We start from the raw sequence: 20,792 nt of genomic DNA, 5'->3' as shown, positions 1-20,792 counted from the left end.
GGAGCCAGGCCATGACGGACCCCTCGCCCACCGGGTCGCCGCCACCGTCGGGCAACGGCGGCTTCGCCGTCGTGGAGCTGTTCACCTCGCAGGGCTGCGAGAGCTGCCCGCCCGCCGAGGAGGTGCTGACCGAGATCGAGCGGGACGCCCGGAAGCGGGGCGAGCCCGTGTTCGCCCTCGGCTTCCACGTCGACTACTGGGACCACCTGGGCTGGCCCGACCCCTACGCCGCCGGGGCCTATACCGCGCGGCAGGAGGCGTACGCGCGGGCCTTCGGCACCGGACACCTGTACACGCCGCAGATGGTGGTCAACGGCACCACCGAGTTCGTCGGCTCCGACCGCCGGCGGGCGGGCGAGGCCATCGCGTCCGCGCTGTCGGTGGGGGCCACCACGCCGCTCGCCCTGTCGGTCGGGGACGCGGGCGACGGGCACGTGGTGGTGGACTACCAGGCCGAGCGGCCACCGGCGCGGGGCATGTTGCACGTGGCGGTCGTGGAACGGGGCCTGGAGAACGACGTCCCGCGGGGCGAGAACGCCGGGCGCCGGCTGCGGCAGGACAACGTGGTGCGGGCCTTCACCTCGGTGGGCCTCGGCGCCGAGCAGGGGCGGGTGGACCTGGCGGTGCCGCCGGGCCTCGATTCCCGGCACGCCTCGGTGGTGGGTTACGTGCAGCAGGAGGGCGAGCGGGCCGTCGTCGGCGCCGCCGCCGTCGACCTGTCGGCCTGAGCCGCGGCGCCGCGTCACGGACCGAAGGTGAAGACGTACGCGCGGAAGCCGGGCCGGTCGGTGAGCAGGTTCAGCAGGTGGTCGTCCCGGGACGCGCCGGCGACCAACCGGAACATGGCCGGCCGGTCGATCCGCGCGATCGCGTCCGGCCCCACGTCGGCGCCCCGCTCCGCGCCGATCGGCATCCCGTCGAGCAGCACCTGGACCGGCGCCTGCCCGGTGGGTCCCGGATCGACGACGAGGTTCACCTCCCCGGCGTTGAAGGGCAGGGCGAGTTCGCCCCCGCCGCTGCTCAGCTCGACGTACTCGCCGCCGCTGCGCCAGTCACCGGCCAGGCTGAACGTGCCCGGCACACCCCGGTCGGCGCCGAGGTACGTCTCGGGCGTGATGCCGACGTAGGAGGGCTGGCCGGCCGTGACGAACGCCGAGACCTCGGGGCTGACCGGCGGCAGCGCGGTGCCGGGCGCCCTGATCTCGAGGAGTCGCCGGATCTCCGACTCGACCCGCTCGTAGTCGCCCTCCCCGACCCACCGCTCGACGAATCGCCCGTCCGCGTCGAAGAGGTACTTCGCCGGCCAGGCGTCGTTGCCGAGGGCCCGCCAGAGGGTGAAGTCGTTGTCGAGCGCGACGGGATAGGTGAGCCCGTGGTCGCGGATCGCCCGGTCGATGTGCTCCGCGTGCCGGCCGAACTCGAACTCGGGCGCGTGCACCCCGATGACGGTCAGGCCCGGGTCCGCGTAGTCGCGGTGCCACGCCTTCACATACGGCGCGGTGCGGATCCAGTTGACGCAGGTGTACTCCCAGATGTCGACCAGAACCACCCGGCCGTGCAGCGCCTCCGGGGTCAACGGGGGCGAGTTCACCCACCGCTGGACGTCGAGAGCGGGGATCTGCCGCGCCATGTCCAGCACGCTAGCCGCGGGCCGGACCGGGCGAGACGGAACGCGGACTTCGCGCCGGGCCCCGTCGGTGTCGCGTGCGACGGGCCGGACGGGGTACTCCGCTGCGCCGGCCGGCAGGGAGGGCGGCCAGTCGTCCCCGCCGCTCACCCGAGGAGCAGGCCTGATGAGCATCGACCAGTCGAGGCGCCCCGCGCGGAGCGGCGCCCTGTTCCTGCTCGCCTCGATCATCGTGTCCTTCGTCGCCGCGTCGACGGCCCCGAGCCCCCTGTACGGGATCTACCAGGCGCGCTGGCACTTCTCGCCGATCACCACGACGGCGGTGTTCGCCGTCTACGCCGTTGCGGTGCTGGCCACCCTGCTCACCGTCGGCAAGCTCTCCGACCATGTCGGCCGGCGACCGGTCCTGCTCGCCGCGATCGCGGTCCAGATCATCTCGCTGGTCATCTTCGTCCTCGCTGGCGGCGTACCCACGCTGGTGGCCGCCCGCGTCGTGCAGGGCGTCGCGGCCGGCGCCGCCACCGGCACGGCGGCCGCCGCCATGCTCGACATCGACCGGGCTCGCGGCACGCTCGCCAACTCGATCGCCCCGGGCATCGGCACCGGGGTGGGTGCCCTGCTCTCCGCGCTGCTCGTCCAGTACCTGCCCGCGCCGACGCGCCTGGTGTACCTCGTCCTGCTCGTCGTCCTGCTGATCCAGGGCGTCGGGGTGGTGCTCATGGCGGAGACGGTCACGCCGATGGCGGGGGCGCTACGGAGCCTGCGGCCGGAGATCACGCTGCCCCGCGCGGTGCGCGGGCCCCTGCTGGTCGTCGCACCGGTCGTCTTCGCCGTCTGGGCGCTGGCCGGGTTCTTCGGCGCGCTCGGCCCGGCGCTGGTACGCGCCCTCATGAACTCGTCGATCGTGGCCGGGGGTCTGAGCATCTTCGTCTTCGCCGTCTTCGGGTCCGTCGCCATCCTCGTGCTGCGCGACCGGGGCGCGCGGACCGTCATGCTCACCGGCATCACCGCGCTCGTCCTCGGCATGATCATCACGCTGGTGTCGGTCTCCGCCGATTCCATCACCGGCTTCTTCGTCGGCCTCGCGTTCGGAGGCGTCGGCTTCGGCGGCGGCTTCCAGGGCAGCCTCAAGACCGTCACGCCGCTGGTCGAGGCGCACGAGCGCGCCAGCGTGCTCTCCCTGCTCTACATCGTCTCCTACATCGGCTTCGGCCTGCCGACGGTCATCGCCGGCTTCCTGGTGGTCCACGGCGGCGGCCTGCGCCGGACCGCCGAGGAGTACGCGGTCGCCGTCATCATCCTCGCCGTGATCGCCCTGCTCGGGCTGCGCGGAACGAGCCGGACGCGACCCGGGTGAGCCACGTCCTCAGCGCCGGGCTTGATCCCTTCCGCGGCCTTCTCGGCCCAGCCCTCCGGAGCGAACGACGAGCCCGTGCTATTCCGGCGAATCGCCACAACCAGAAGAAATTGGCGCATACTGCCCTGCGTGGTCACGAACTGGAGTTGACGGACGAGCCAGCACGGCAGGGAGGAAGAATCGACGTGCCCGAGCACGGTAGCGAGAGCGAGAACCCGGCAATCCCGGCCCCGACTCCCCGGCCGAGTCGACCGAGGACCAACCAGGACTGGTGGCCGAACCAGCTGAACCTGCAGGTGCTGCGCCAGCACTCGACCCGGGCCGACCCGATGGGCGAGGACTTCAGCTACCGCGAGGAGTTCCAGTCCCTCGACGTCGACGCGCTGAAGCGGGACCTCTTCGAGGTCATGACGACGTCGCAGGACTGGTGGCCGGCCGACTACGGCCACTACGGGCCGCTCTTCATCCGGATGAGCTGGCACGCCGCCGGCACGTACCGGATCGAGGACGGCCGCGGCGGTGGGGGCGACGGCGCACAGCGCTTCGCCCCGCTGAACAGCTGGCCCGACAACGCCAACCTCGACAAGGCGCGCCGGCTGCTCTGGCCCGTCAAGCAGAAGTACGGGTGCCAGATCTCCTGGGCCGACCTCCTGGTCTTCGCCGGCAACTGCGCCCTGGAGTCGATGGGCTTCAAGACCTTCGGCTTCGGCTTCGGGCGGGAGGACGTGTGGGAGCCCGAGGAGATCTTCTGGGGGCCCGAGGACACCTGGCTCGGAGACGAGCGCTACAGCGGCGAGCGGGAACTCGCCGGCCCGCTCGGCGCCGTACAGATGGGCCTCATCTACGTCAACCCGGAGGGCCCGAACGGCACGCCGGACCCGCTCGCGTCCGCCCGGGACATCCGCGAGACCTTCCGCCGGATGGCCATGGACGACGAGGAGACGGTCGCCCTGATCGCCGGCGGCCACACGTTCGGCAGGACGCACGGCGCCGCCGGCGCCGAGTACGTCGGCCCCGAGCCGGAGGGCTGCCCGGTCGAGCAGCAGGGCCTCGGCTGGCAGAACTCCTTCGGCAGCGGCAAGGGCAAGGACACCATCACCAGCGGGCTGGAGGGCGCCTGGACCCCCACCCCCGTCACGTGGGACAACAGCTTCTTCGAAACCCTCTTCGGCTACGAGTGGGAGGTCACCGAGAGCCCGGCCGGCGCCAAGCAGTGGCGGCCGAAGGGCGGCGCCGGGGCGGACGCGGTGCCCGCGCCGCACGACCCGTCGGTCCGGTATGCCCCGATGATGGCCACGACGGACCTGGCGCTGCGCCTCGACCCGACCTACGAGCAGATCTCCCGGCGCTTCATGACGAACCCGGACCAGTTCGCGGAGGCGTTCGCCAGGGCGTGGTACAAGCTGCTGCACCGCGACATGGGGCCGGTCACGCGCTACCTCGGCCCGTGGGTACCCGAGCCGCAACTGTGGCAGGACCCCGTCCCGGCGGTCGACCACGAGCTGGTCGGGGACGTGGACGTCACGGCCCTCAAGAGCAAGCTCCTGGCCTCCGGGCTCTCCGTCGCCCAGCTGGCCCGGACCGCGTGGGCGTCTGCGGCGAGCTTCCGCGGCACCGACATGCGGGGCGGGGCCAACGGGGCGCGGATCCGCCTCGAACCGCAGCGGAACTGGGAGGTCAACGAGCCGGCCGAGCTCGCCACGGTGCTGCGGACGCTGGAGCGGATCCAGCAGGAGTTCAACAGCTCACCGTCCGGCGGGAAGCGGATCTCGCTGGCCGACCTGATCGTCCTCGGCGGGTGCGCGGCCGTCGAGCAGGCGGCGAGGAACGCCGGGCACGACCTGACGGTCCCGTTCGCACCGGGGCGCACGGACGCCGCCCAGGAGCAGACGGACGTGGAGGCGTTCGCCGTGCTCGAGCCGAAGGCGGACGGGTTCCGCAGCTACCTGCGCGCCGGACAGAAGCTGCCGCCGGAGACCCTCCTGCTGGACCGGGCCAACCTGCTCACGCTGACCGCACCCGAGATGACGGTGCTGATCGGCGGCATGCGGGCCCTGGACGCCAACGTGGGGCAGGCCCGGCACGGCGTCCTCACCGACCGGCCCGGGGCGTTGACGAACGACTTCTTCGTCAACCTGCTCGACATCGGCACGGAGTGGAAGCCGGCCGCCTCGGCCGAGAACGTGTTCGAGGGCCGGGACCGCGTCACGGGAGAGATCCGGTGGACCGCCACCGCGGTCGACCTCGTCTTCGGCGCGCACTCGCAGCTCCGCGCCATCGCGGAGGTCTACGCCAGCCGCGACGGCCAGGAGAAGTTCGTCCGGGACTTCGTCGCGGCCTGGGTCAAGGTGATGAACCTGGACCGGTACGACCTGGCCTGACCGAGGCCCCGGCGCGCCCGTCGGGCAGCCGGAGGGTCAGGCGACGGACGCCGGAGCGCTGAGGCCGCCCTGGTTCCCGCTGCGATCCAGGCCGGCGACGCAGTAGGTGAGCGGCTGACCGGCCGGGGCGGTGCGGTCCACCCAGTCACCACCGCGGGTGGTGCCCACGAGCCGGGCCGCGCCGCCGTCCACCCGGTAGACGGCGAAGCTCACCGCGTCGTCGCCACGCCAGGTCAGCAGCACCCCGGCGGCGTCCTGACGCCGCGCGCCGGTGAGCGCGGGTGCGGGCGGGGGCGCCGCCGGCAGCTGAGCCATCGTGGGCAGCAGCGCGGGCGCGGCGTAGTGCGCGTCGCTGTACCGGCTGACCGCCCCGAGCTTGTCGGCGCGCACCTGCCGGGCGCTGAAGTGCACGCTTCCGCTCACCCCGTGCTTCCGGTTCAGCGCGAGCTGACGGTCCAGCTCGGCCGGGTCGCGCCAGGCGCCGCGCTCACCCACCCGGTAGTCGGCCTGGCCGATGTAGAGCTGCACCCGGGTGCCCCGCACCGCGGCCGCCCACCACGGCAGCAGCTTGGCGTAGTCGGCCTTGCCGAACCCGATGTGCCAGTAGAGCTGCGGCACGACGTAGTCCAGCCACTGCCGGCGTACCCAGAGCCGGGTGTCGGCGTAGATGTCGTCGTAGCTCTGCAGGCCGGCGGTGGCCGAGCCGGCCGGGTCGGTGCGCTTGTTGCGCCAGATCCCGAACGGGCTGATGCCGAACTTCACCCACGGCTTGATCGCCTTGATCCGCTCGCTCATCTCCCGGACCAGCGTGTTCACGTTGTCCCGCCGCCAGGCGTGCTTGTCGGCGAAGCGCCCGCCGTAGCGGGCGAACGCCGCGTCGTCCGGGAAGTCCTGTCCCGCCTCGGGGTACGGGTAGAAGAAGTCGTCGAAGTGGACCCCGTCGACGTCGTACCGCTGGACCGCCTCCAGCATCGCGTCCTCGACGAACCGGCGGGCCTCCGGGATGCCGGGGTTGAAGTAGAGGCGGCTGCCGGGCCGGTCGGCGCTGGGATAGGTGACCACCCAGTCGCGGTGTTGCCGCAGCGGGTGGGTCGGCGCGAGCTGGTCCAGGCGGGGACCCGGTCCGCCCACCGTGGCCGGTTGGCCGCCCCGGTAGGGGTTGAACCAGGCATGGAACTCCAGGTTGCGGGCGTGCGCCTCGGCGACCATGAACTCCATCGGGTCCCAGCCCGGGTCGCGGCCGTCGCGGCGCCCGGTCAGCCACTCCGACCACGGCGCGTAGCTCGACGGCCAGAGCGCGTCCCCGCTCGGCCGCACGTGCACGAAGACCGCGTTGTGGTTGCGCCGGACCGCCAGGTCCAACCAGCCCCGGAACTCGGCCCGCGCCGCCTCGGCCGGCAGCCCTCGCCGGCTCGGCCAGTCGATGTTGTTCACCGTCGTGATCCACATGCCGCGCAGTTCGCGGGTCGCCCGGGCCGGCCGGCCGGCGCAGTCCGGGCCACCGCCCGCGGCGCCGGTGGCCCCGGCAACGTCGCCCGGCGGCGGCGCGCCACCGTCGCCGACGACCCGGTCCCGCAGCGACCAGGCGCCGACCGCGCCGGCCACGGCGAGCGCGACGACCACTGCGACGAGTGTGCGGGTACGACGGCGGGGAACGGGCGGATCGACGGAGGGCATCGCCCCAGTCTGCCAGCGCGCCCGGTGGGGGAACCGGCCGGAACCGCTTCTTAACGGTCACCTAAGGCCGGCCGGCCCGGGGCGGCGGCGTGGGCCGGTCCCGTCGCGGACCGGCCCACGCTGCTCGCATCTGCGGTACGCCGACTGTGGGGCGCGGAGCCTCAGCCCTGGATGAGCGAGGCGCCGTAGTAGGTCAGCGAACCGATCTGCGCGTCACCGACCGGCCGCAGCAGCGGGGCGTACCAGACGGTGCTGGAGCCGTTGGCGACCACGCCGGGGCAGACCGCCGTGCCGGTCACCCCGGCGGAGACGGTGCCGCGAGCGTCGATCCGCCCGTCCGACCGGTATGAGTACACCGGCCCGCCGCTGTCGCCCGGCGCGGCGGCGCAGCCCCCGGCGACGATGTGGTTGGCCTGCGTCACCGGCCCGATCACGTAGCCGACGTTGACGAACTGGTTGACGACGCTGACCCGCAGGCTGCAGTGCTCACCGCTCGAGGCACCGCCGGTGCACACGTAGTTGCCGACGTAGTCCGACGCGGCCCCGCCGACCCCGATGCTGGTGGCGGCGTTGTACGGTCCGGTGTAGATCCGGCCGCCCGCCGCGACCCTGATCATCAGGGTGTCCCGCGGGTTCCAGTCGTTGATGATCGGCCCCATCGTGTTGGTGGGGCCACCACCGTCGTACGCCACCTGACCGTTCGCGCCGCAGTGCCCGGCGCTGAGGATCTGGCGGGCGTCGTTCCAGTACACCCCGAAGCCGGTGCTGCAGCCGCCGGCGGCGTAGTAGCGCGCCCCACCCCAGTAGGGGGCGAAGTCGTTCTGCCGGTTGAGCAGCGTCGGGCTCGACGCGGTGCTCACGCTGAGCGGCAGCCGCGCGGTACGCAGGAGGTCCCGCTTGCCCGCCGCCAGCGCCTTCCCGGTGACGGTCACCGCGAGCCCGCTGCCGTCGACCTTGGCGGCCACCGAGACCGCCCGCGGGTCGGCGGCGAGCCGCTGCGCCTCGGCGACCATCTCGCGCTGGTGGAACCGGGCCGGCTTGAACTTCACCGGTACGGAGAGCTGCTTGGCCAGGTCCCGGACGGACCCGGGCACCGAGCCCTTCCAGTAGACGGTGAGCTTGCGGTCCTCCGGCGCGGCGACCACGCCGGCGAACCCTTCGCCCCGGGCGGCGGTGATCTCACCGGCGGCCGCGTTGAGGCGGTCCTGCGCCGCGAACAGCTCACGCCAGCTGGAGAACCCGCCCGGCACGGCCTCGGCCGGCTGGGTCGACGGCGTGACGGGCTTGCCGTCGGCCACCGCCGGGGTGCCGAACGCTCCGGTGGCGACGATCGCGGCGGCCAACGCGAAAAGGGTGCGGCGCATGACCGTCCCCCCCGCGTCCGCCGGATGTCATTTGACTCATGGGGATTTACCTCCTGAGGTGAGAGCCGCCGGGGCGACAATTTCCCCGGTCGCACTCGAATTCTGAAGCGGTGAATCCCATTCACCAGGCTCCTGCTACCAAACGGACTCAGCCATTTACCCGACCCGGGTCGGCGTGCGACCATTGCCGGTTCCCCGCCTGCTCGCTCGAACCTCTGACCAGGAACGACACCGCCCAATGCGCAATTCCGAGCGGCCGTCTGAGAAGAACACGAGACGGCATGTGCGCTCGCTTTTCCGGCCGCCTCTCCGTGCATATTCCACCGCTTTTCACGAAGAAAAATCCGCTCGGCGCTCGCACCATGTCGAATGGCCGACATTGGGCGATCGGGGGAACCACGTGAGGGTCGGCCCGGCAGGTTCGCCTTCTGCCCTCAGGCGATTTCGTTGTGGTAGGTGGCCCACGTCGTGTCGGGTGGCGACATGCCGCCCGACACCATGACGCGCCGCTTTCCGCGTTCCTCGCCCTACTGGCCGGTGGTGAGCCATCCGCTGCTGCGACGGGTCCTGCCCGGACTCGCGGTGTCCGCCCTGGGCAACGGCATGGCGCTGGTCGCCGTGACCTGGCTGGCGTTGCAGCTCGCGCCCCCAGGTCAGCGCGGCACCTGGACGGCGCTCGCGGTGGCGGCGTACACCCTGCCCAGTGCCGCCGGAACCCTGGTCTTCGGCCGGTTCCTGGCCGGTCGAAGCGGCGCCCAGCTCGCCGGCTGGGACGCCGTCCTGCGCGCCGCCGCCCTCGCGGCGATCCCCGTCGCCCACCTTGCCGGCGCGCTCAGCATCGGCCTGTACGTGGCCCTGCTCGCGGCGTCCTCACTGCTGCACTCGTGGGGTTCAGCCGGGCGCTTCACCCTGATCGCCGAGCTCCTGCCCGAGCGCCATCACCTGCCGGCCAACGCGGTGCTCGCCATCCTGGGACAGACCGCCACCATCATCGGCCCCCCGCTGGCGGGCGTGCTGATCGGTGCGGCCGGTCCGGTCTGGGTCATCGCGCTGGACGCGGTCACCTTCGCCGTCCTGGCCCTGACCTACCGCCTCGCCCTTCCAGGAGGCGGGCGAGCAGACCCGACGGAGAACGCGCCGTCCCGCACGGCCGGCTTCGGCATCATCCGCCACCACCGGGCCCTGCGCGGCCTGCTGGCGTTGACCTTCGCGTTCTTCCTCCTCTTCGGCCCGTTCTACGCGGCGATGCCCGTCCTGGTCACCGAGGACCTGCACGGCTCCGCGACGACCCTCGGGCTGTACTACACGGCGTTCGGCGCCGGCTCCCTCCTCGGCGGGCTCGCCACCGGCTACCTGCACCGCTGGCGGCTGTGGCCCACCACCATCGGCATCGTCGTCGGGTTCGGCGTCGCCATGCTGCCGCTCGGCCTGGCCGCGCCCGTCGGTCTGTCGCTGCCGGCCTTCGCCCTGGCCGGCCTCGTCTGGGCGCCCTACCGGTCCACGTCGATGGCGCTGTTCCAGCGCAGCACCACCACGGCGGCACTTCCGCAGGCCCTGGCCGCCTACGGCGCGGTCATCGTGCTGGCGGTGCCGCTGGGCACCATGCTCGGCGGGCCGCTGACGACCGGCATCGGCCCCCGTCACACGCTGCTGCTGTGCGCGGTGGCGACCATCGCCCTCGGCGTGGTGGCCGCCGGGCTCGCCGTCCTGCCCGGGCGTCGGCCGGGGCAACGCGGGCGGATATTCGGAATCCGGGTAACCTCTTTTCATGGGCGGTTTCGGGCCACCGGCCGAGAGCAACTGGACCGGGGCCGGACACGCGCGAGGTGAGTCGCCGCCGCTTCTCTCCCGTGAGTTCACCGCCGCCACCATCACGGAGTTGCGGCATGCCGTCGCCGCGCGGGTCGCGGCGGTGGGGCTGACCGGCGAGCCCGCCGAGGACTTCGTGCTGGCCGTCCACGAGCTGGCCACCAACGCGGTACGCCACGGCGGCGGGACGGGCTACCTGCACCTGCGGCGGCAGGGCGACATCCTGAGCTGCGACGTCGTCGACCAGGGCGCACGCGCCGACTCGCCGCCGATCCAGTTGTCCGCCGGCGACGTGGCCGGTGGCCGGGGCCTCTGGCTGGCGGATCAGCTGGCCGACTCCCTGAGCCTGCACCGTCGCGCCGACGGCATGACCGCCACCGTCAGCATCGGGCTGCGCTGACGCACCCGCTCGTGACGTCCAGGAGACTGCGCGCTCAGTCGGTCGGCAGCAGTGCCAGCAGCGGCTCGAAGCCGGCGGCGTGGACGCCGATCGTGACCGGCCGGGGACCAGAGGATCGCGGGACCGGTCAGCCGGGACGCAGGTGGGTGCGCCGGCTCTTGCGCCCCGCCTCGTACGCGGCCCGGGCGGTCCGCCCCTCCGCGGTGGTCGACACCTCGGCCACCGGCACGTCCCACCACGCGCCGGCGTCCGGGCCGGCCTCGAACCGGTCGGTCCGCACGTGCACCACGGTGGTCCGGGTGGCCGCCTTCGCCGTCGCCAGGGCCGCCCGTAGTTGCGCCATGGTGGACACCTGGATCAGGTCGGCGCCGAGGCTGGCCGCGTTGGCGCCGAGGTCGATCGGCAGCGGCGCCCCGGTGCGGTCGACGTAGGCGGTGCCGAGCCGGTGCGCGCCGACGCTCTCCGACAGGCGGCCGATCGAGGCGAAGCCGGAGTTGTCGACCAGCACCACGACCAGCTTGACGCCCTCGGCGACCGCGGTGGCCAGCTCGCTCGGCAGCATCAGGTAGGACCCGTCGCCGACCAGCACGAACACCTCGCGCTCCGGCGCGGCCAGCTTCACCCCGATCCCGCCGGCGATCTCGTAGCCCATGCAGGAGTAGCCGTACTCGACGTGGTAGCTCTTCGGGTCGCGGCTGCGCCACAGCCGGTGCAGGTCCCCGGGCATCGACCCGGCCGCGCACACCACCACGCCGCGCGGGCCGGCGGCGTCGTTGACCGCGCCGATCACCGCGGTCTGGGTGGGCGGCGCGTCCGGGGCGGCGTGCCGGGCGCGGTCCGCCACGGCCGTCCACCGCTCGCGGAGCCGGGTCACCGATTCCCGGTACGCCGGCTCGGTGGCCCAGCCGGCGCAGGCCTCGTCGAGGGCGGCGAGGCTCTCCCGCGCGTCGCCCACGACCTGCGTGCCGGACAGTTTCGCCGCGTCGAACCCGGTGACGTTCAGGTTCACGAAGCGCACGTCGTCGCCGAACAGCGTGCCGGAGGCGGTGGTGAAGTCGCTGTAGCGGGTGCCCACCCCGATCACCACGTCGGCGCCGGCCGCGATCTCGTTGGCCGCGGTGGTCCCGGTGACGCCGACCGCGCCGAGGGCGAGCGGGTGGTCGTGCCGCAGCGCGCCGGTGCCGGCCTGGGACTCGGCCACCGGCACCCCGTGCTCCTCGGCGAACCGGCGCAGCGCCTCGGTGGCCCCGCTGTAGATCACCCCACCGCCGGCCACCACCAGCGGCCGCCGGGCCGCACGCACGATCCCGGCCGCCCGGGCCAGCGTCGCCTCGTCGGCGCGGGGGCGTTGCACGTGCCAGACCCGTTCGGCGAACAGCTCGTCGGGCCAGTCGTAGGCCTCGGCCTGCACGTCCTGCGGCAGGGCGAGGGTGACCGCGCCGGTCTCCGCCGGGTCGGTGAGCACCCGCATGGCGGCCAGCAGCGCCGCCGGGAGCTGCTCCGGCCGGTTGATCCGGTCCCAGTAGCAGGAGACCGGCCGCAGCGCGTCGGTGACGCTGATGTCGTAGGAGCGCGGGTCCTCCAGCTCCTGCAGCACCGGGTTGGCCACCCGGGTGGCGAAGATGTCGCCGGGCAGCAGCAGCACCGGCAGCCGGTTGATGGTGGCGCCGGCGGCACCCGTGACCAGGTTGGTCGCGCCGGGGCCGATCGAGGTGGTGCAGGCCAGGGTGCTGAGCCGGTCGGTCATCCGGGCGTACGCTGCCGCCGTGTGCACCATGCCCTGCTCGGTGCGGCAGAGGTGGTACGGCAGGTCGGGGCCGGCGGTGGCCAGCGCCTCGCCGATCCCGGCGACGTTGCCGTGGCCGAAGATGCCGAAGCAGGCCGGGATGAGCCGTTGCCGCCGCCCGTCGCGTTCCGACCACTGCCGGGCCAGGAACGCCACCACCGCCTGCGCCACCGTCAACCTGGGCATCACGCCTCTTTCGTTCCGGGCCGGGTCAGCGGCAGCCGCGGGTCGACCGGCTGGCCGGCCCAGCTGCCCCGGATCCAGCCGTGCCGGGGGTCGTCCACACAGGCCATGGTCCGGGCGGTGCCGGGTCCGGCCAGCACGTTGAGGTAGTAGAGGTCGTAGCCCGGGGCGGCCATCGACGGCCCGTGGTAGCCGTACGGGACGAGCACCACGTCGCCGGTGCGCACCTCGGCGAGCACGTCGATCGGCCGGTCGGCGGTGCCGTAGACCCGCTGGTAGCCCACCGGGCCGTCGCCCGGCTCGCCGCCGGCCACCTCGAAGTAGTAGACCTCCTCCAGTGCCGCCTCCACCCGCCCGTCGTCGTACGCTCGGTCCTGCTCGTGCTTGTGCGGCGGGTAGGAGGACCAGTTCCCGCCGGGGGTGAGCACCTCCACGGCGACCAGCCGGTCGCAGTCGAAGGCGTCCGGCGCGCAGAAGTTGTTGACCTGCCGGCTGGCCGGCCCGGCGCCGCGCAGTTCCACCGGCACGTCCCGGGCCGCGCCGTAGCGGGGCGACAGCCGGCGGGCGGCCCGCGCCGACGGCAGGGCGAAGCGTCCCGCGCCCCGGATGGTCACGTCGGCGTCCCGGGGCAGGTAGGCGAAGTCGGTGACCGCGGCGAACACCGAGGTGCGTCCGGTCAGGGTGAGCCGCAACCCGTCGCAGTGCACGGTGGCGGCGCCGGCCAGCGGCAGGACCAGCATCTCCTCGTCGCCGGTGGTGAAGCTGACCGCCCCGCCGGCGGGCAGGGTGAGCACCCGCAGCCCGGCGTAGGTCCAACCGGCCCGTTCGGGGGTGACCTCCACCGCCCAGGGCGCGCGGGCGGCGCCGCCCCAGGGCAGGTGGGCGTCGCCGGTCCTCACGCGTCCTGCCCGGTGGGCAGCAGCGAGCCGGCCACGTCCACGGCGGCGGCCACGTCGTCGTCGGGCGGGTAGAGCAGCGCCCGGCCGACCACCAGGCCGCGCACGCCGGGCAGCCGCAGCGCCCGCGCCCACCGCGCGTAGACCAGGTCCGGCGCCTCCACCGGGTCGCCGCCGAGCAGCAGGACCGGCAGCGTGGTCGCGGCCATGACCCGCTCCATCTCGTCGACGGCCGGCAGCTTCAACCAGGTGTACGCGCTGGTCGCGCCGAGCGCCTGGCCGACGCTGACGCCCTTGATGACCGCCTCCGGGCGCAGGTCGGCGCTGACCCGGCCGCCGTCGCGGGTCACCCAGAGCGGCTCGACCAGGGCCACGGTGCGGTGCCCGGCGAGGGCGGTGACCGCCTGGGCGCAGGCCTGGAGGGTGGAGGCGGTGCCCGGGTCGTCCGGGTCGATCCGGCAGAGCATCTTGCCGCCGTCGTAGCGCATCGCGGCGATGCTGTCGGCGTCGTAGGCGGTGAACCGGTCGTCGAGCTCGAAGGTGGCGCCGGAGAGGCCACCGCGGTTCATCGAGCCGATGGCCAGGCGGTTCTCCAGCGCACCGAGCAGCAGCAGGTCCTCCAGGATGTCGGGGGTGCCGAGCACACCGTCGACGCCCGGTCGGGACAGCGCCACGCGCAGCCGGTCGAGCAGGTCCACCCGCCCGGCCATGGCCATCGGCCGGTCCCGCACCCCGAGGGCGCCGCGGGCCGGGTGGTCGGCGGCGATGACGAACAGCGGCCGGCCGGGTTCCGGCCAGGGCCGACGGGTACGGCGGGCGGCGGCTTCGGCGATCGCCTGCGGCCGGTGCGCGCGGGTGCGGGTCAGCGCGTCGTACTCGGTGCTCACCGGTCTTCTCCTGTCAGGACGGCGGTCGACGACGCCGGACGCGGCGCGGCGTCCCCGGCCAGCGCCACGGTCTCGGCGTAGTCGGGCATGGCGGCGGAGCAGGCCAGGCGGGAGGCGACGATCGCCCCGGCGGCGTTGGCGAAGCGCAGTGTCCGCTCCAGCGGCCAGCCGCGCAGCAGCCCGAGGCAGAGCGCGCCGCCGAACGCGTCGCCGGCGCCGAGCCCGTTGACCACGTCCACCGGCACCGGCGGCACCCGTACGCTCTGCTCCGCGGTGCGGGCCAGCACCCCGGCCGGGCCGAGCTTGACCACGGCGAGCCGGGGCCCGCGTTCGAGCAGCAGCTCGGCCGCCCGGTCCGGGTCGCGGGTGCCGACGGCGATCTCCACCTCGTCGAGGTTGCCGACGGCGACGGTGACCCGCGGCAGCACCTCGGCGACGGCCGCGGTGGCGGCCGCCGGGTCGGGCCAGAACATCGGCCGGTAGTCCAGGTCCAGCACGGTGTGCGGGCGGCCGGCCCGGGCGGCGAGCGCGGCGGCGTGCGCGTCGCGGCTGGGCTGCTGGCACAGGCCGGTGCCGGTGAGCCAGAAGACGCGGGCCGAGACGATCGCGTCGAGGTCCAGCTCCTCGGGGCGGATCTGGAGGTCCGGGGCGGTGGGGGTGCGGTAGAACCAGAGCGGGAAGTGGTCCGGCGGGAAGATCTCGCAGAAGGTGATCGGGGTGGGCAGCCCGTCGACCGGGCGGACCTGGCTGTCGTCCACACCGAACTCGCGCAGCGCCCGGTGCACGTAGTCGGCGAACGCGTCGGCGCCGGTGCGGGTGATGACCCCGGCGCGCAACCCCTGCCGGCTGGCCGCGACCGCCACGTTGGTGGGGCTGCCGCCGAGAAACCTGCCGAACGTCTCCACCTCGGCCAGCGGCGTGGCGACCTGCAACGGATAGATGTCCACCCCGACCCGGCCGATGGTGAGCACATCGAGCATGCGGCGCCCTCCGTCCCGGCCGGCGTCGGCGTGTCCGCCAGCTCGATTCCGTCCCTGATTGGTAACAGTGCTCTACGAGTTGTGTCAATGTGTTGTCATGACATCCGTGCTCTGCTCTCGGTGATCGCTTCGGTACAGTGGCGGCCAGCAGCACGCCCCCATCCCGCTCAGCCGCAGCGAGGAGGTTTCCGTGACCGGTCCCGAGATCGCGGTCGACCGCAGCAGCCCGGTCCCGCTCTACTTCCAGGTCGCGGAACAGTTCGCCGCGGCGATCCAGCGCGGTGACCTGGCCCCGGGCGACCGCCTGGACAGCGAGTTGCAACTGGCCGACCGGCTGGGGCTGTCCCGGCCCACCGTGCGGCAGGCCATCCAGCATCTCGTCGACAAGGGACTGATCATCCGCCGGCGCGGCGTGGGCACGCAGGTGGTCCGGGGTGAGGTCCGTCGGGCCGTCGAGCTGACCAGCCTGCACGACGACCTGGTCCGGGCCGGCCAGCGGCCGTCCACCTCGGTGCTGGAACTGGCCACCGTGTCCTGCCCGCCGGCGGTCGCCGCGGCGCTCGGCGTGCCACCCGGCGGCGAGGTGCAGCACCTGCGCCGGCTGCGCTTCTCTGACGGGGAACCCCTGGCGCTGATGGAGAACTGGCTCCCGGTCGACCAGCCGCGGCTCACCATGGCGGCCCTGCAGGCCGACGGCCTCTACGCGATCCTGCGCGCCGGCGGGCGGCGGATCCGCGGCGCCCACCAGCGGATCGGGGCGCGGGCGGCCACCGCCGCGGAGGCGCAGATGCTCGGTGAGCGACGCGGCGCGCCGCTGCTCACCATGACCCGCACCGCGTACGACGACCAGGGCCGCTACGTCGAGCACGGCGCCCACATCTACCGGGCCAGCCGCTACTCCCTCGAGGTGACCGTCGCCGAGCGGTGACGGTGGATGTTTCGCGCTCATTTCAGTGACAGGTATTTACGTCGTCAGGCTGTCATGACATTGTGGCCGCAAGCACCGCCGGCGGCGGACGCGCGGCCGGCGGGGCGACCTCGCGAGTCTCTTCGAAGTCTCTCCTTGCGAAGGGAAACAGCCCATGTCAGCCAAGCCGAGACACGCGGCAGGCGTGCTCGCCGCGCTCACCGCCGTCGCCCTCACCGCCACGGCCTGCGGCGGCTCGGACGAGCCCGCCGGCAAGGACGCCAAGAACATCACCCTCACCATTTCCGCCAACTCCATCGTGGGCGGCAAGAACTCCGCCGGCGCCGAGTGGATCGAGAAGTGGGTCATCCCCAAGTTCGTCGAGGCGCAGAAGGCCAAGGGCGTCACCGCCAAGGTGACGTTCGTGCCCAGCGGCGTCGACGACGAGCAGTACAAGACCAAGCTGGCCCTGGACCTGCGCTCCAAGGGCGGCGCCGACGTGATCGCCGTGGACGGCATCTGGGTCGGCGAGTTCGTCCAGGCCGGCTACCTCAAGCCGCTGAACGAGGTGGCCGGAGACCAGGTCGACTCCTGGGAGGGCTGGTCCCAGATCCCGGAGACCGTGCAGGGCCTCGGCTCGTTCGAGGACAAGCGCTACGGCATCCCGCTCGGCACCGACGGCCGGGTCCTCTACTACAACAAGAAGCTCTTCGCCCAGGCCGGCCTGCCCGCCGACTGGCAGCCGAAGAGCTGGCAGGAGATCCTCGACGCCGGCGCCAAGCTCAAGACGCTGCCCGGGGTGACGCCGATCCAGATCAACGCCGGCACCGCGATGGGCGAGGCCACCTCCATGCAGGGCGCGCTGCCGCTGCTGGTCGGCGCGGGCGGCGAGATCTACAAGGACGGCAAGTGGGCCGGGGCCAGCCAGCCGGTCAAGGACATGCTCGACTTCTACACCAAGGTCTACGGTGGCGGCCTGGGCGACCCCAAGCTCCAGCAGGAGGCCAAGGGGCGCGACAAGTCGTTCGCCGAGTTCGCCGCCGGCAAGATCGGCATTCTCGCCGAGGGTGACTACTTCTGGCGCAGCGTCGTCAACCCGACCACGGGCATCGCCAAGATGGCCGACCGGGACACCAGCGTCGGTTACGCGATGATTCCGGCCAAGCAGCCCGGCGCCGGCATCCGCGGCCAGGACTTCGTCAGCATGTCCGGTGGCGGGGTCCGGGTGCTCAACCCCAACTCCAAGTTCCCCTCGCAGGCGTGGGAACTGCTGTCGTTCATGCACTCGGCGGAGGGCGTCAAGGCCGAACTCGCCGGCGACAAGCGGATCACCGCGCGGAGCGACGTCAACAAGGAGGTCCTCGCGGGCGACCCGATGCTGAGCTTCATCACCGAGAAGGTGCTGCCGGTGACCGCGTACCGGCCGCCGCTGGCGGTGTACCCGCAGGTGTCGGTGGCGCTGCAGGAGGCGACCGCCGCGGCCGCCTCGGGCAAGAGCGCCGACGAGGCGGCCACCGCGTACCAGAAGAAGGTCGAAGGGATCGTCGGTGGCCCAGGTAACGTCACCTCCTGACCAGGTGGTGGAGGGGAGGCGCCCGGACCCGGGCGCCTCCCCGGCCCCCGACGCCGCCGGCCTCGGCCGGGCCCGGGCCACCGGGTTCCTCGTCCCGGCCATGGTGCTCATCCTGGTCTTCCTGGTGGTGCCGGCCGCCTGGACCATCTACCTGGGCGTGACCAACTACCGGCTGACCGGCCTCGCCGCCGCCCATCCCGAGGTCGTCGGCCTGGACAACTACACCCGGGCCCTGGGCGACGAGCGGTTCACCAGCTCGCTGCTGCTCACCCTGCAGTTCGTGCTCGGCTCGGCGGTCATCGGCCAGGCCGGGCTGGGCTTCGCCATCGCGTTCGCGCTGCGCGACCGCCGCGGCCCCCTGCGCCGGGTGGTCGAGGGCTTCGTGCTGCTCTCCTGGATCCTGCCCAGCTCGGTGGTCGCGTTCCTCTGGATCGCCCTGCTCGACCGGGACGCCGGCACGCTCAACGCGCTGCTCGGCATCCCCGGGACGGCCTGGCTGCTGGACCACCCGATGCTGTCGATCATCGTCTTCAACACCTGGCGCGGCACCGCGTTCTCGATGATGCTCTACGCCGCCGCGCTGGAGAACGTCCCCCGCTCGCACCTGGAGACCGCCCGGCTGGCCGGCGCCTCGACCTGGCAGCAGCTGCGCGACGTGGTCTTCCCCCGCATCCGCGGGCACGTGCTGACCAACCTGCTCCTGATCAGCCTCTGGACGTTCAACGACTTCGCGCCGTTCCTGATCACCGCCGGCGGGCCCGAGCAGCGCTCGGAGATCCTGCCGGTCTACGTCTACAAGGTGGCGCTCTCCGGCGGCGAACTCGGCTTCGGCGCCGCCATCTCGTTCATCATGCTGCTGATCAACCTGGTCATCGCGCTGGTCTACCTGCGCATGCTGGGCCGGCGGAAGGAGCCGGCGTGACCACCACCGCGGCGCCCGCACCCACCACCGAACCGACCGGCGAGCGGCCCACCGCCGCGGTACGCCACCTGCTCGCCCAGATCGGCCGCTACACGTTCCTCTGCGCCGTACTGGGCTTCTTCGCACTGCCGCTGCTGTGGCTGGCCACCGCCCCGTTCGACGACAACCCGACCATCACCGCCTCGCTGCCGCGGTTCACCCTGGACAACTTCCGTGCCCTGCTGGACAACCCGTACGCGCTGAGCTCGCTGCTCAACTCGGTCTACCTGGCCGCCGGCACCGCCGCGCTGGTGGTGACCTTCGCGGCGCTCGCCGCGTACGCGCTGAGCCGGGTCCGGGTGCCCGGCCGCGACGCGCTGCTCTATGGGCTGCTGCTGCTGTCGTCGATCGTCACCGGCACCGCCACCATGGTGCCGCTGTTCGAACTGGCCTTCCGGCTCAACCTGATCGACTCCCGGCTCGGCGTCGTTCTGATCCTCAGCGGCGGGCTGCTGCCGGCGGCCATCTTCATCCTCAAGGACTTCATGGACTCCACCCCGACCTCCTACGAGGAGTCGGCCCGGGTCTTCGGCGCCAGCCCCTTGCAGATCATGCGGCACATCGTGGTGCCGCTGGTCCGCCCCGGCCTGGCCACCGTCGGGGTCTGGGCGGTGGCCAACGTCTGGGGCAATTTCCTGGTGCCGTTCCTGCTGCTGCGCGGGCCGGACAAGGCCCCCGCCGCGGTGATCATGTACACCCTCTACACCGAGGGCGGGCAGGCCGACCTGCGGCTGCTCTCCACCTTCTCGCTGCTCTACTCGCTGCCGGTGGCGCTCATGTTCGTCTTCGTCAGCAGCCGATACGGGTTCCGCTTCCACGGAGGGATCAAGCGCTGATGTCCGCCATCACCATGCGCGAGCTGACCAAGGTCTACCCCGGCGGGGTACGCGCCCTGGACGCCCTCGACCTGGAGATCGCCGACGGCGAGTTCTTCGCCCTGCTCGGCCCGTCCGGCTGCGGCAAGACCACCCTGCTGCGCACCATCGCCGGCCTGGAGGTCGCCTCCGGCGGCAGCGTGCGGATCGGCGAGCGCGACGTCACCAACCTGCCGCCGGGCAAGCGGGACGTGGCCATGGTCTTCCAGGACTACGCCCTCTTCCCGCACATGACCGTGCGGGACAACATCGCCTATCCGCTGCGGATCAAGAAGGTCGACCGGCGCAGCCGCGGCAGCAAGGCCGCCGACACCGCCGACGAGCTCGGCCTCGCCGGGCTGCTGGAGCGCCGTCCCGGGCAGCTCTCCGGCGGGCAGCAGCAACGCGTCGCCCTGGCCCGGGCGATGGCCTGCCACCCGCAGGTGTTCCTGCTCGACGAGCCGCTGTCCAACCTCGACGCCCGCCTGCGGCTGGAGGCCCGGACCTTCCTCAAGCGCCTGCAGCGGGAACTCGGCGTCACCACCGTCTTCGTCACCCACGACCAGGCCGAGGCGCTCGCCCTGGCCGACCGGATCGCGGTGATGGAGGGCGGCCGGATCCGCCAGGTGGGCACCCCCACCGAGGTGTTCCGCCGCCCCGCCAACACCTTCGTCGCCGGCTTCATCGGCTCCACCCCGATGAACCTGGTCGACGCGCGGGTGCACGGCGACGAACTGGCCGTGGGCGGGGTCCGGCTGCCGCTGCCCGACGACGCCCGCGGGCAGGTCACCGACGGGGAGCGGCTGGTCTACGGGATCCGTCCCGAATACCTCGACTACTCCCCCACGGCGGTACCCGGCGCGCTGACCGGCGAGGTCGTGGTCGTGGAGAACCTGGGCAGCGTCTCCCTGGTGTCGCTGGACGTACCCGGCGACAGCACCGGCGCGGGCGACGGCTCCGCCCCGGTCGCCGCGGAGCGGACCAGCGTGCAGGTCGTCGTACCCGAGGGTGGCGAACCCGAACCGGGCGACACCGGCTGGGTGACGCCGCGCCCCGGCCGGTCGCTGCTCTACCGCGACGGGAACCTGGTCACGGCCGCCACGGCGGCCGTGCCGGCCCCCCGCGCCGGCGCCGCCGTGCGGAGCTGACC

17 protein-coding genes are annotated in these 20,792 nt (G+C 73.0%); 10 read left to right on the top strand and 7 right to left on the bottom strand.

Annotated elements, in window-relative coordinates:
- The first annotated feature begins 11 nt into the window (after nt 1-11).
- Nucleotides 12-728 carry a DUF1223 domain-containing protein gene (locus tag AC0OLQ_RS10615; protein WP_484531173.1) on the top strand — a complete coding sequence of 239 codons (717 nt, stop codon included), beginning with the start codon at nt 12-14 and terminating at the stop codon, nt 726-728.
- Between the two features lie 14 nt (nt 729-742).
- Here AC0OLQ_RS10615 and AC0OLQ_RS10610 read toward each other — a convergent pair whose 3' ends face one another.
- Nucleotides 743-1,630 (bottom strand): redoxin family protein, encoded by an 888-nt coding sequence (locus AC0OLQ_RS10610; protein ID WP_484531172.1) that lies wholly within the window; start codon nt 1,628-1,630, stop codon nt 743-745.
- A gap of 163 nt (nt 1,631-1,793) precedes the next feature.
- Between AC0OLQ_RS10610 and AC0OLQ_RS10605 the strand changes: the two genes are divergently transcribed.
- Both AC0OLQ_RS10605 and katG read left to right on the top strand, forming a co-directional pair.
- Nucleotides 1,794-2,984, top strand: coding sequence for an MFS transporter (locus tag AC0OLQ_RS10605; RefSeq protein ID WP_484531171.1), 1,191 nt, complete (start codon nt 1,794-1,796; stop codon nt 2,982-2,984).
- A gap of 185 nt (nt 2,985-3,169) precedes the next feature.
- Nucleotides 3,170-5,365, top strand: coding sequence for a catalase/peroxidase HPI (gene katG, locus AC0OLQ_RS10600; RefSeq protein WP_484531170.1), 2,196 nt, complete (start codon nt 3,170-3,172; stop codon nt 5,363-5,365).
- Between the two features lie 36 nt (nt 5,366-5,401).
- On the opposite strand, the gene AC0OLQ_RS10595 is transcribed toward katG, so the two are convergent.
- Both AC0OLQ_RS10595 and AC0OLQ_RS10590 read right to left on the bottom strand, forming a co-directional pair.
- Entirely contained in the window at nt 5,402-7,042 is a 1,641-nt protein-coding gene (locus AC0OLQ_RS10595) for a glycoside hydrolase family 10-like protein (RefSeq protein WP_484531169.1), read from the bottom strand.
- A gap of 161 nt (nt 7,043-7,203) precedes the next feature.
- A complete protein-coding gene (locus tag AC0OLQ_RS10590; RefSeq protein ID WP_484531168.1) occupies nt 7,204-8,406 on the bottom strand; it encodes a S1 family peptidase in 1,203 nt (400 codons plus the stop codon).
- A gap of 483 nt (nt 8,407-8,889) precedes the next feature.
- Here AC0OLQ_RS10590 and AC0OLQ_RS10585 point away from each other — a divergent pair, with 483 nt between their 5' ends.
- Nucleotides 8,890-10,236 (top strand): MFS transporter, encoded by a 1,347-nt coding sequence (locus AC0OLQ_RS10585; RefSeq protein WP_484531167.1) that lies wholly within the window; start codon nt 8,890-8,892, stop codon nt 10,234-10,236.
- Nucleotides 10,175-10,615 (top strand): ATP-binding protein, encoded by a 441-nt coding sequence (locus tag AC0OLQ_RS10580; RefSeq protein WP_484531166.1) that lies wholly within the window; start codon nt 10,175-10,177, stop codon nt 10,613-10,615. The genes AC0OLQ_RS10585 and AC0OLQ_RS10580 overlap by 62 nt, the downstream gene beginning before the upstream one ends.
- Before the next feature lie 127 nt (nt 10,616-10,742).
- Here AC0OLQ_RS10580 and iolD read toward each other — a convergent pair whose 3' ends face one another.
- The 4 genes from iolD to iolC are packed head-to-tail and all read right to left on the bottom strand — an operon-like array spanning nt 10,743 to nt 15,347.
- On the bottom strand, nt 10,743-12,587 hold the full coding sequence (gene iolD, locus AC0OLQ_RS10575) for a 3D-(3,5/4)-trihydroxycyclohexane-1,2-dione acylhydrolase (decyclizing) (RefSeq protein ID WP_484531165.1): 1,845 nt from the start codon (nt 12,585-12,587) through the stop codon (nt 10,743-10,745).
- Entirely contained in the window at nt 12,587-13,483 is an 897-nt protein-coding gene (gene iolB, locus AC0OLQ_RS10570; protein WP_484531164.1) for a 5-deoxy-glucuronate isomerase, read from the bottom strand. Before iolB ends, iolD begins: the two co-directional genes overlap by 1 nt.
- Nucleotides 13,480-14,367: a Cgl0159 family (beta/alpha)8-fold protein gene (locus tag AC0OLQ_RS10565; protein ID WP_357333225.1), complete on the bottom strand. Its 888-nt coding sequence runs from the start codon at nt 14,365-14,367 to the stop codon at nt 13,480-13,482. Before AC0OLQ_RS10565 ends, iolB begins: the two co-directional genes overlap by 4 nt.
- Nucleotides 14,364-15,347 carry a 5-dehydro-2-deoxygluconokinase gene (iolC, locus tag AC0OLQ_RS10560; protein WP_484531163.1) on the bottom strand — a complete coding sequence of 328 codons (984 nt, stop codon included), beginning with the start codon at nt 15,345-15,347 and terminating at the stop codon, nt 14,364-14,366. The genes AC0OLQ_RS10565 and iolC overlap by 4 nt, the downstream gene beginning before the upstream one ends.
- Before the next feature lie 190 nt (nt 15,348-15,537).
- Between iolC and AC0OLQ_RS10555 the strand changes: the two genes are divergently transcribed.
- The 5 genes from AC0OLQ_RS10555 (at nt 15,538) to AC0OLQ_RS10535 (ending at nt 20,790) form a co-directional block, all read left to right on the top strand.
- On the top strand, nt 15,538-16,275 hold the full coding sequence (locus AC0OLQ_RS10555; protein ID WP_357333227.1) for a GntR family transcriptional regulator: 738 nt from the start codon (nt 15,538-15,540) through the stop codon (nt 16,273-16,275).
- Between the two features lie 154 nt (nt 16,276-16,429).
- Nucleotides 16,430-17,827, top strand: a complete 1,398-nt coding sequence (locus tag AC0OLQ_RS10550; RefSeq protein ID WP_484531162.1) for an extracellular solute-binding protein — start codon at nt 16,430-16,432, stop codon at nt 17,825-17,827.
- On the top strand, nt 17,802-18,749 hold the full coding sequence (locus tag AC0OLQ_RS10545; RefSeq protein WP_357333229.1) for a carbohydrate ABC transporter permease: 948 nt from the start codon (nt 17,802-17,804) through the stop codon (nt 18,747-18,749). The genes AC0OLQ_RS10550 and AC0OLQ_RS10545 overlap by 26 nt, the downstream gene beginning before the upstream one ends.
- Nucleotides 18,746-19,624: a carbohydrate ABC transporter permease gene (locus AC0OLQ_RS10540; protein WP_484531161.1), complete on the top strand. Its 879-nt coding sequence runs from the start codon at nt 18,746-18,748 to the stop codon at nt 19,622-19,624. The genes AC0OLQ_RS10545 and AC0OLQ_RS10540 overlap by 4 nt, the downstream gene beginning before the upstream one ends.
- Nucleotides 19,624-20,790, top strand: a complete 1,167-nt coding sequence (locus tag AC0OLQ_RS10535; RefSeq protein WP_484531160.1) for an ABC transporter ATP-binding protein — start codon at nt 19,624-19,626, stop codon at nt 20,788-20,790. Before AC0OLQ_RS10540 ends, AC0OLQ_RS10535 begins: the two co-directional genes overlap by 1 nt.
- Nucleotides 20,791-20,792: the final 2 nt, after the last annotated feature.

The organism is Micromonospora sp. Utrum1 (genome assembly GCF_057197805.1).
Note: the sequence above shows the minus strand (reverse complement) of the source record. Positions and strands in the feature narration are given on the sequence as shown.

Excerpts from the sequence above, each read along its gene's own strand:
- iolD (WP_484531165.1), bottom strand. The coding sequence starts at position 12,587 with ATGCCCAGGTTGACGGTGGCGCAGGCGGTGGTGGCGTTCCTGGCCCGG.
- AC0OLQ_RS10580 (WP_484531166.1), top strand. The coding sequence starts at position 10,175 with ATGGGCGGTTTCGGGCCACCGGCCGAGAGCAACTGGACCGGGGCCGGA.
- AC0OLQ_RS10550 (WP_484531162.1), top strand. The coding sequence starts at position 16,430 with ATGTCAGCCAAGCCGAGACACGCGGCAGGCGTGCTCGCCGCGCTCACC.
- AC0OLQ_RS10615 (WP_484531173.1), top strand. The coding sequence starts at position 12 with ATGACGGACCCCTCGCCCACCGGGTCGCCGCCACCGTCGGGCAACGGC.
- iolC (WP_484531163.1), bottom strand. The coding sequence starts at position 15,347 with ATGCTCGATGTGCTCACCATCGGCCGGGTCGGGGTGGACATCTATCCG.
- AC0OLQ_RS10535 (WP_484531160.1), top strand. The coding sequence starts at position 19,624 with ATGTCCGCCATCACCATGCGCGAGCTGACCAAGGTCTACCCCGGCGGG.
- AC0OLQ_RS10595 (WP_484531169.1), bottom strand. The coding sequence starts at position 7,042 with ATGCCCTCCGTCGATCCGCCCGTTCCCCGCCGTCGTACCCGCACACTC.
- AC0OLQ_RS10585 (WP_484531167.1), top strand. The coding sequence starts at position 8,890 with ATGCCGCCCGACACCATGACGCGCCGCTTTCCGCGTTCCTCGCCCTAC.
- AC0OLQ_RS10605 (WP_484531171.1), top strand. The coding sequence starts at position 1,794 with ATGAGCATCGACCAGTCGAGGCGCCCCGCGCGGAGCGGCGCCCTGTTC.
- AC0OLQ_RS10610 (WP_484531172.1), bottom strand. The coding sequence starts at position 1,630 with ATGGCGCGGCAGATCCCCGCTCTCGACGTCCAGCGGTGGGTGAACTCG.
- AC0OLQ_RS10590 (WP_484531168.1), bottom strand. The coding sequence starts at position 8,406 with ATGCGCCGCACCCTTTTCGCGTTGGCCGCCGCGATCGTCGCCACCGGA.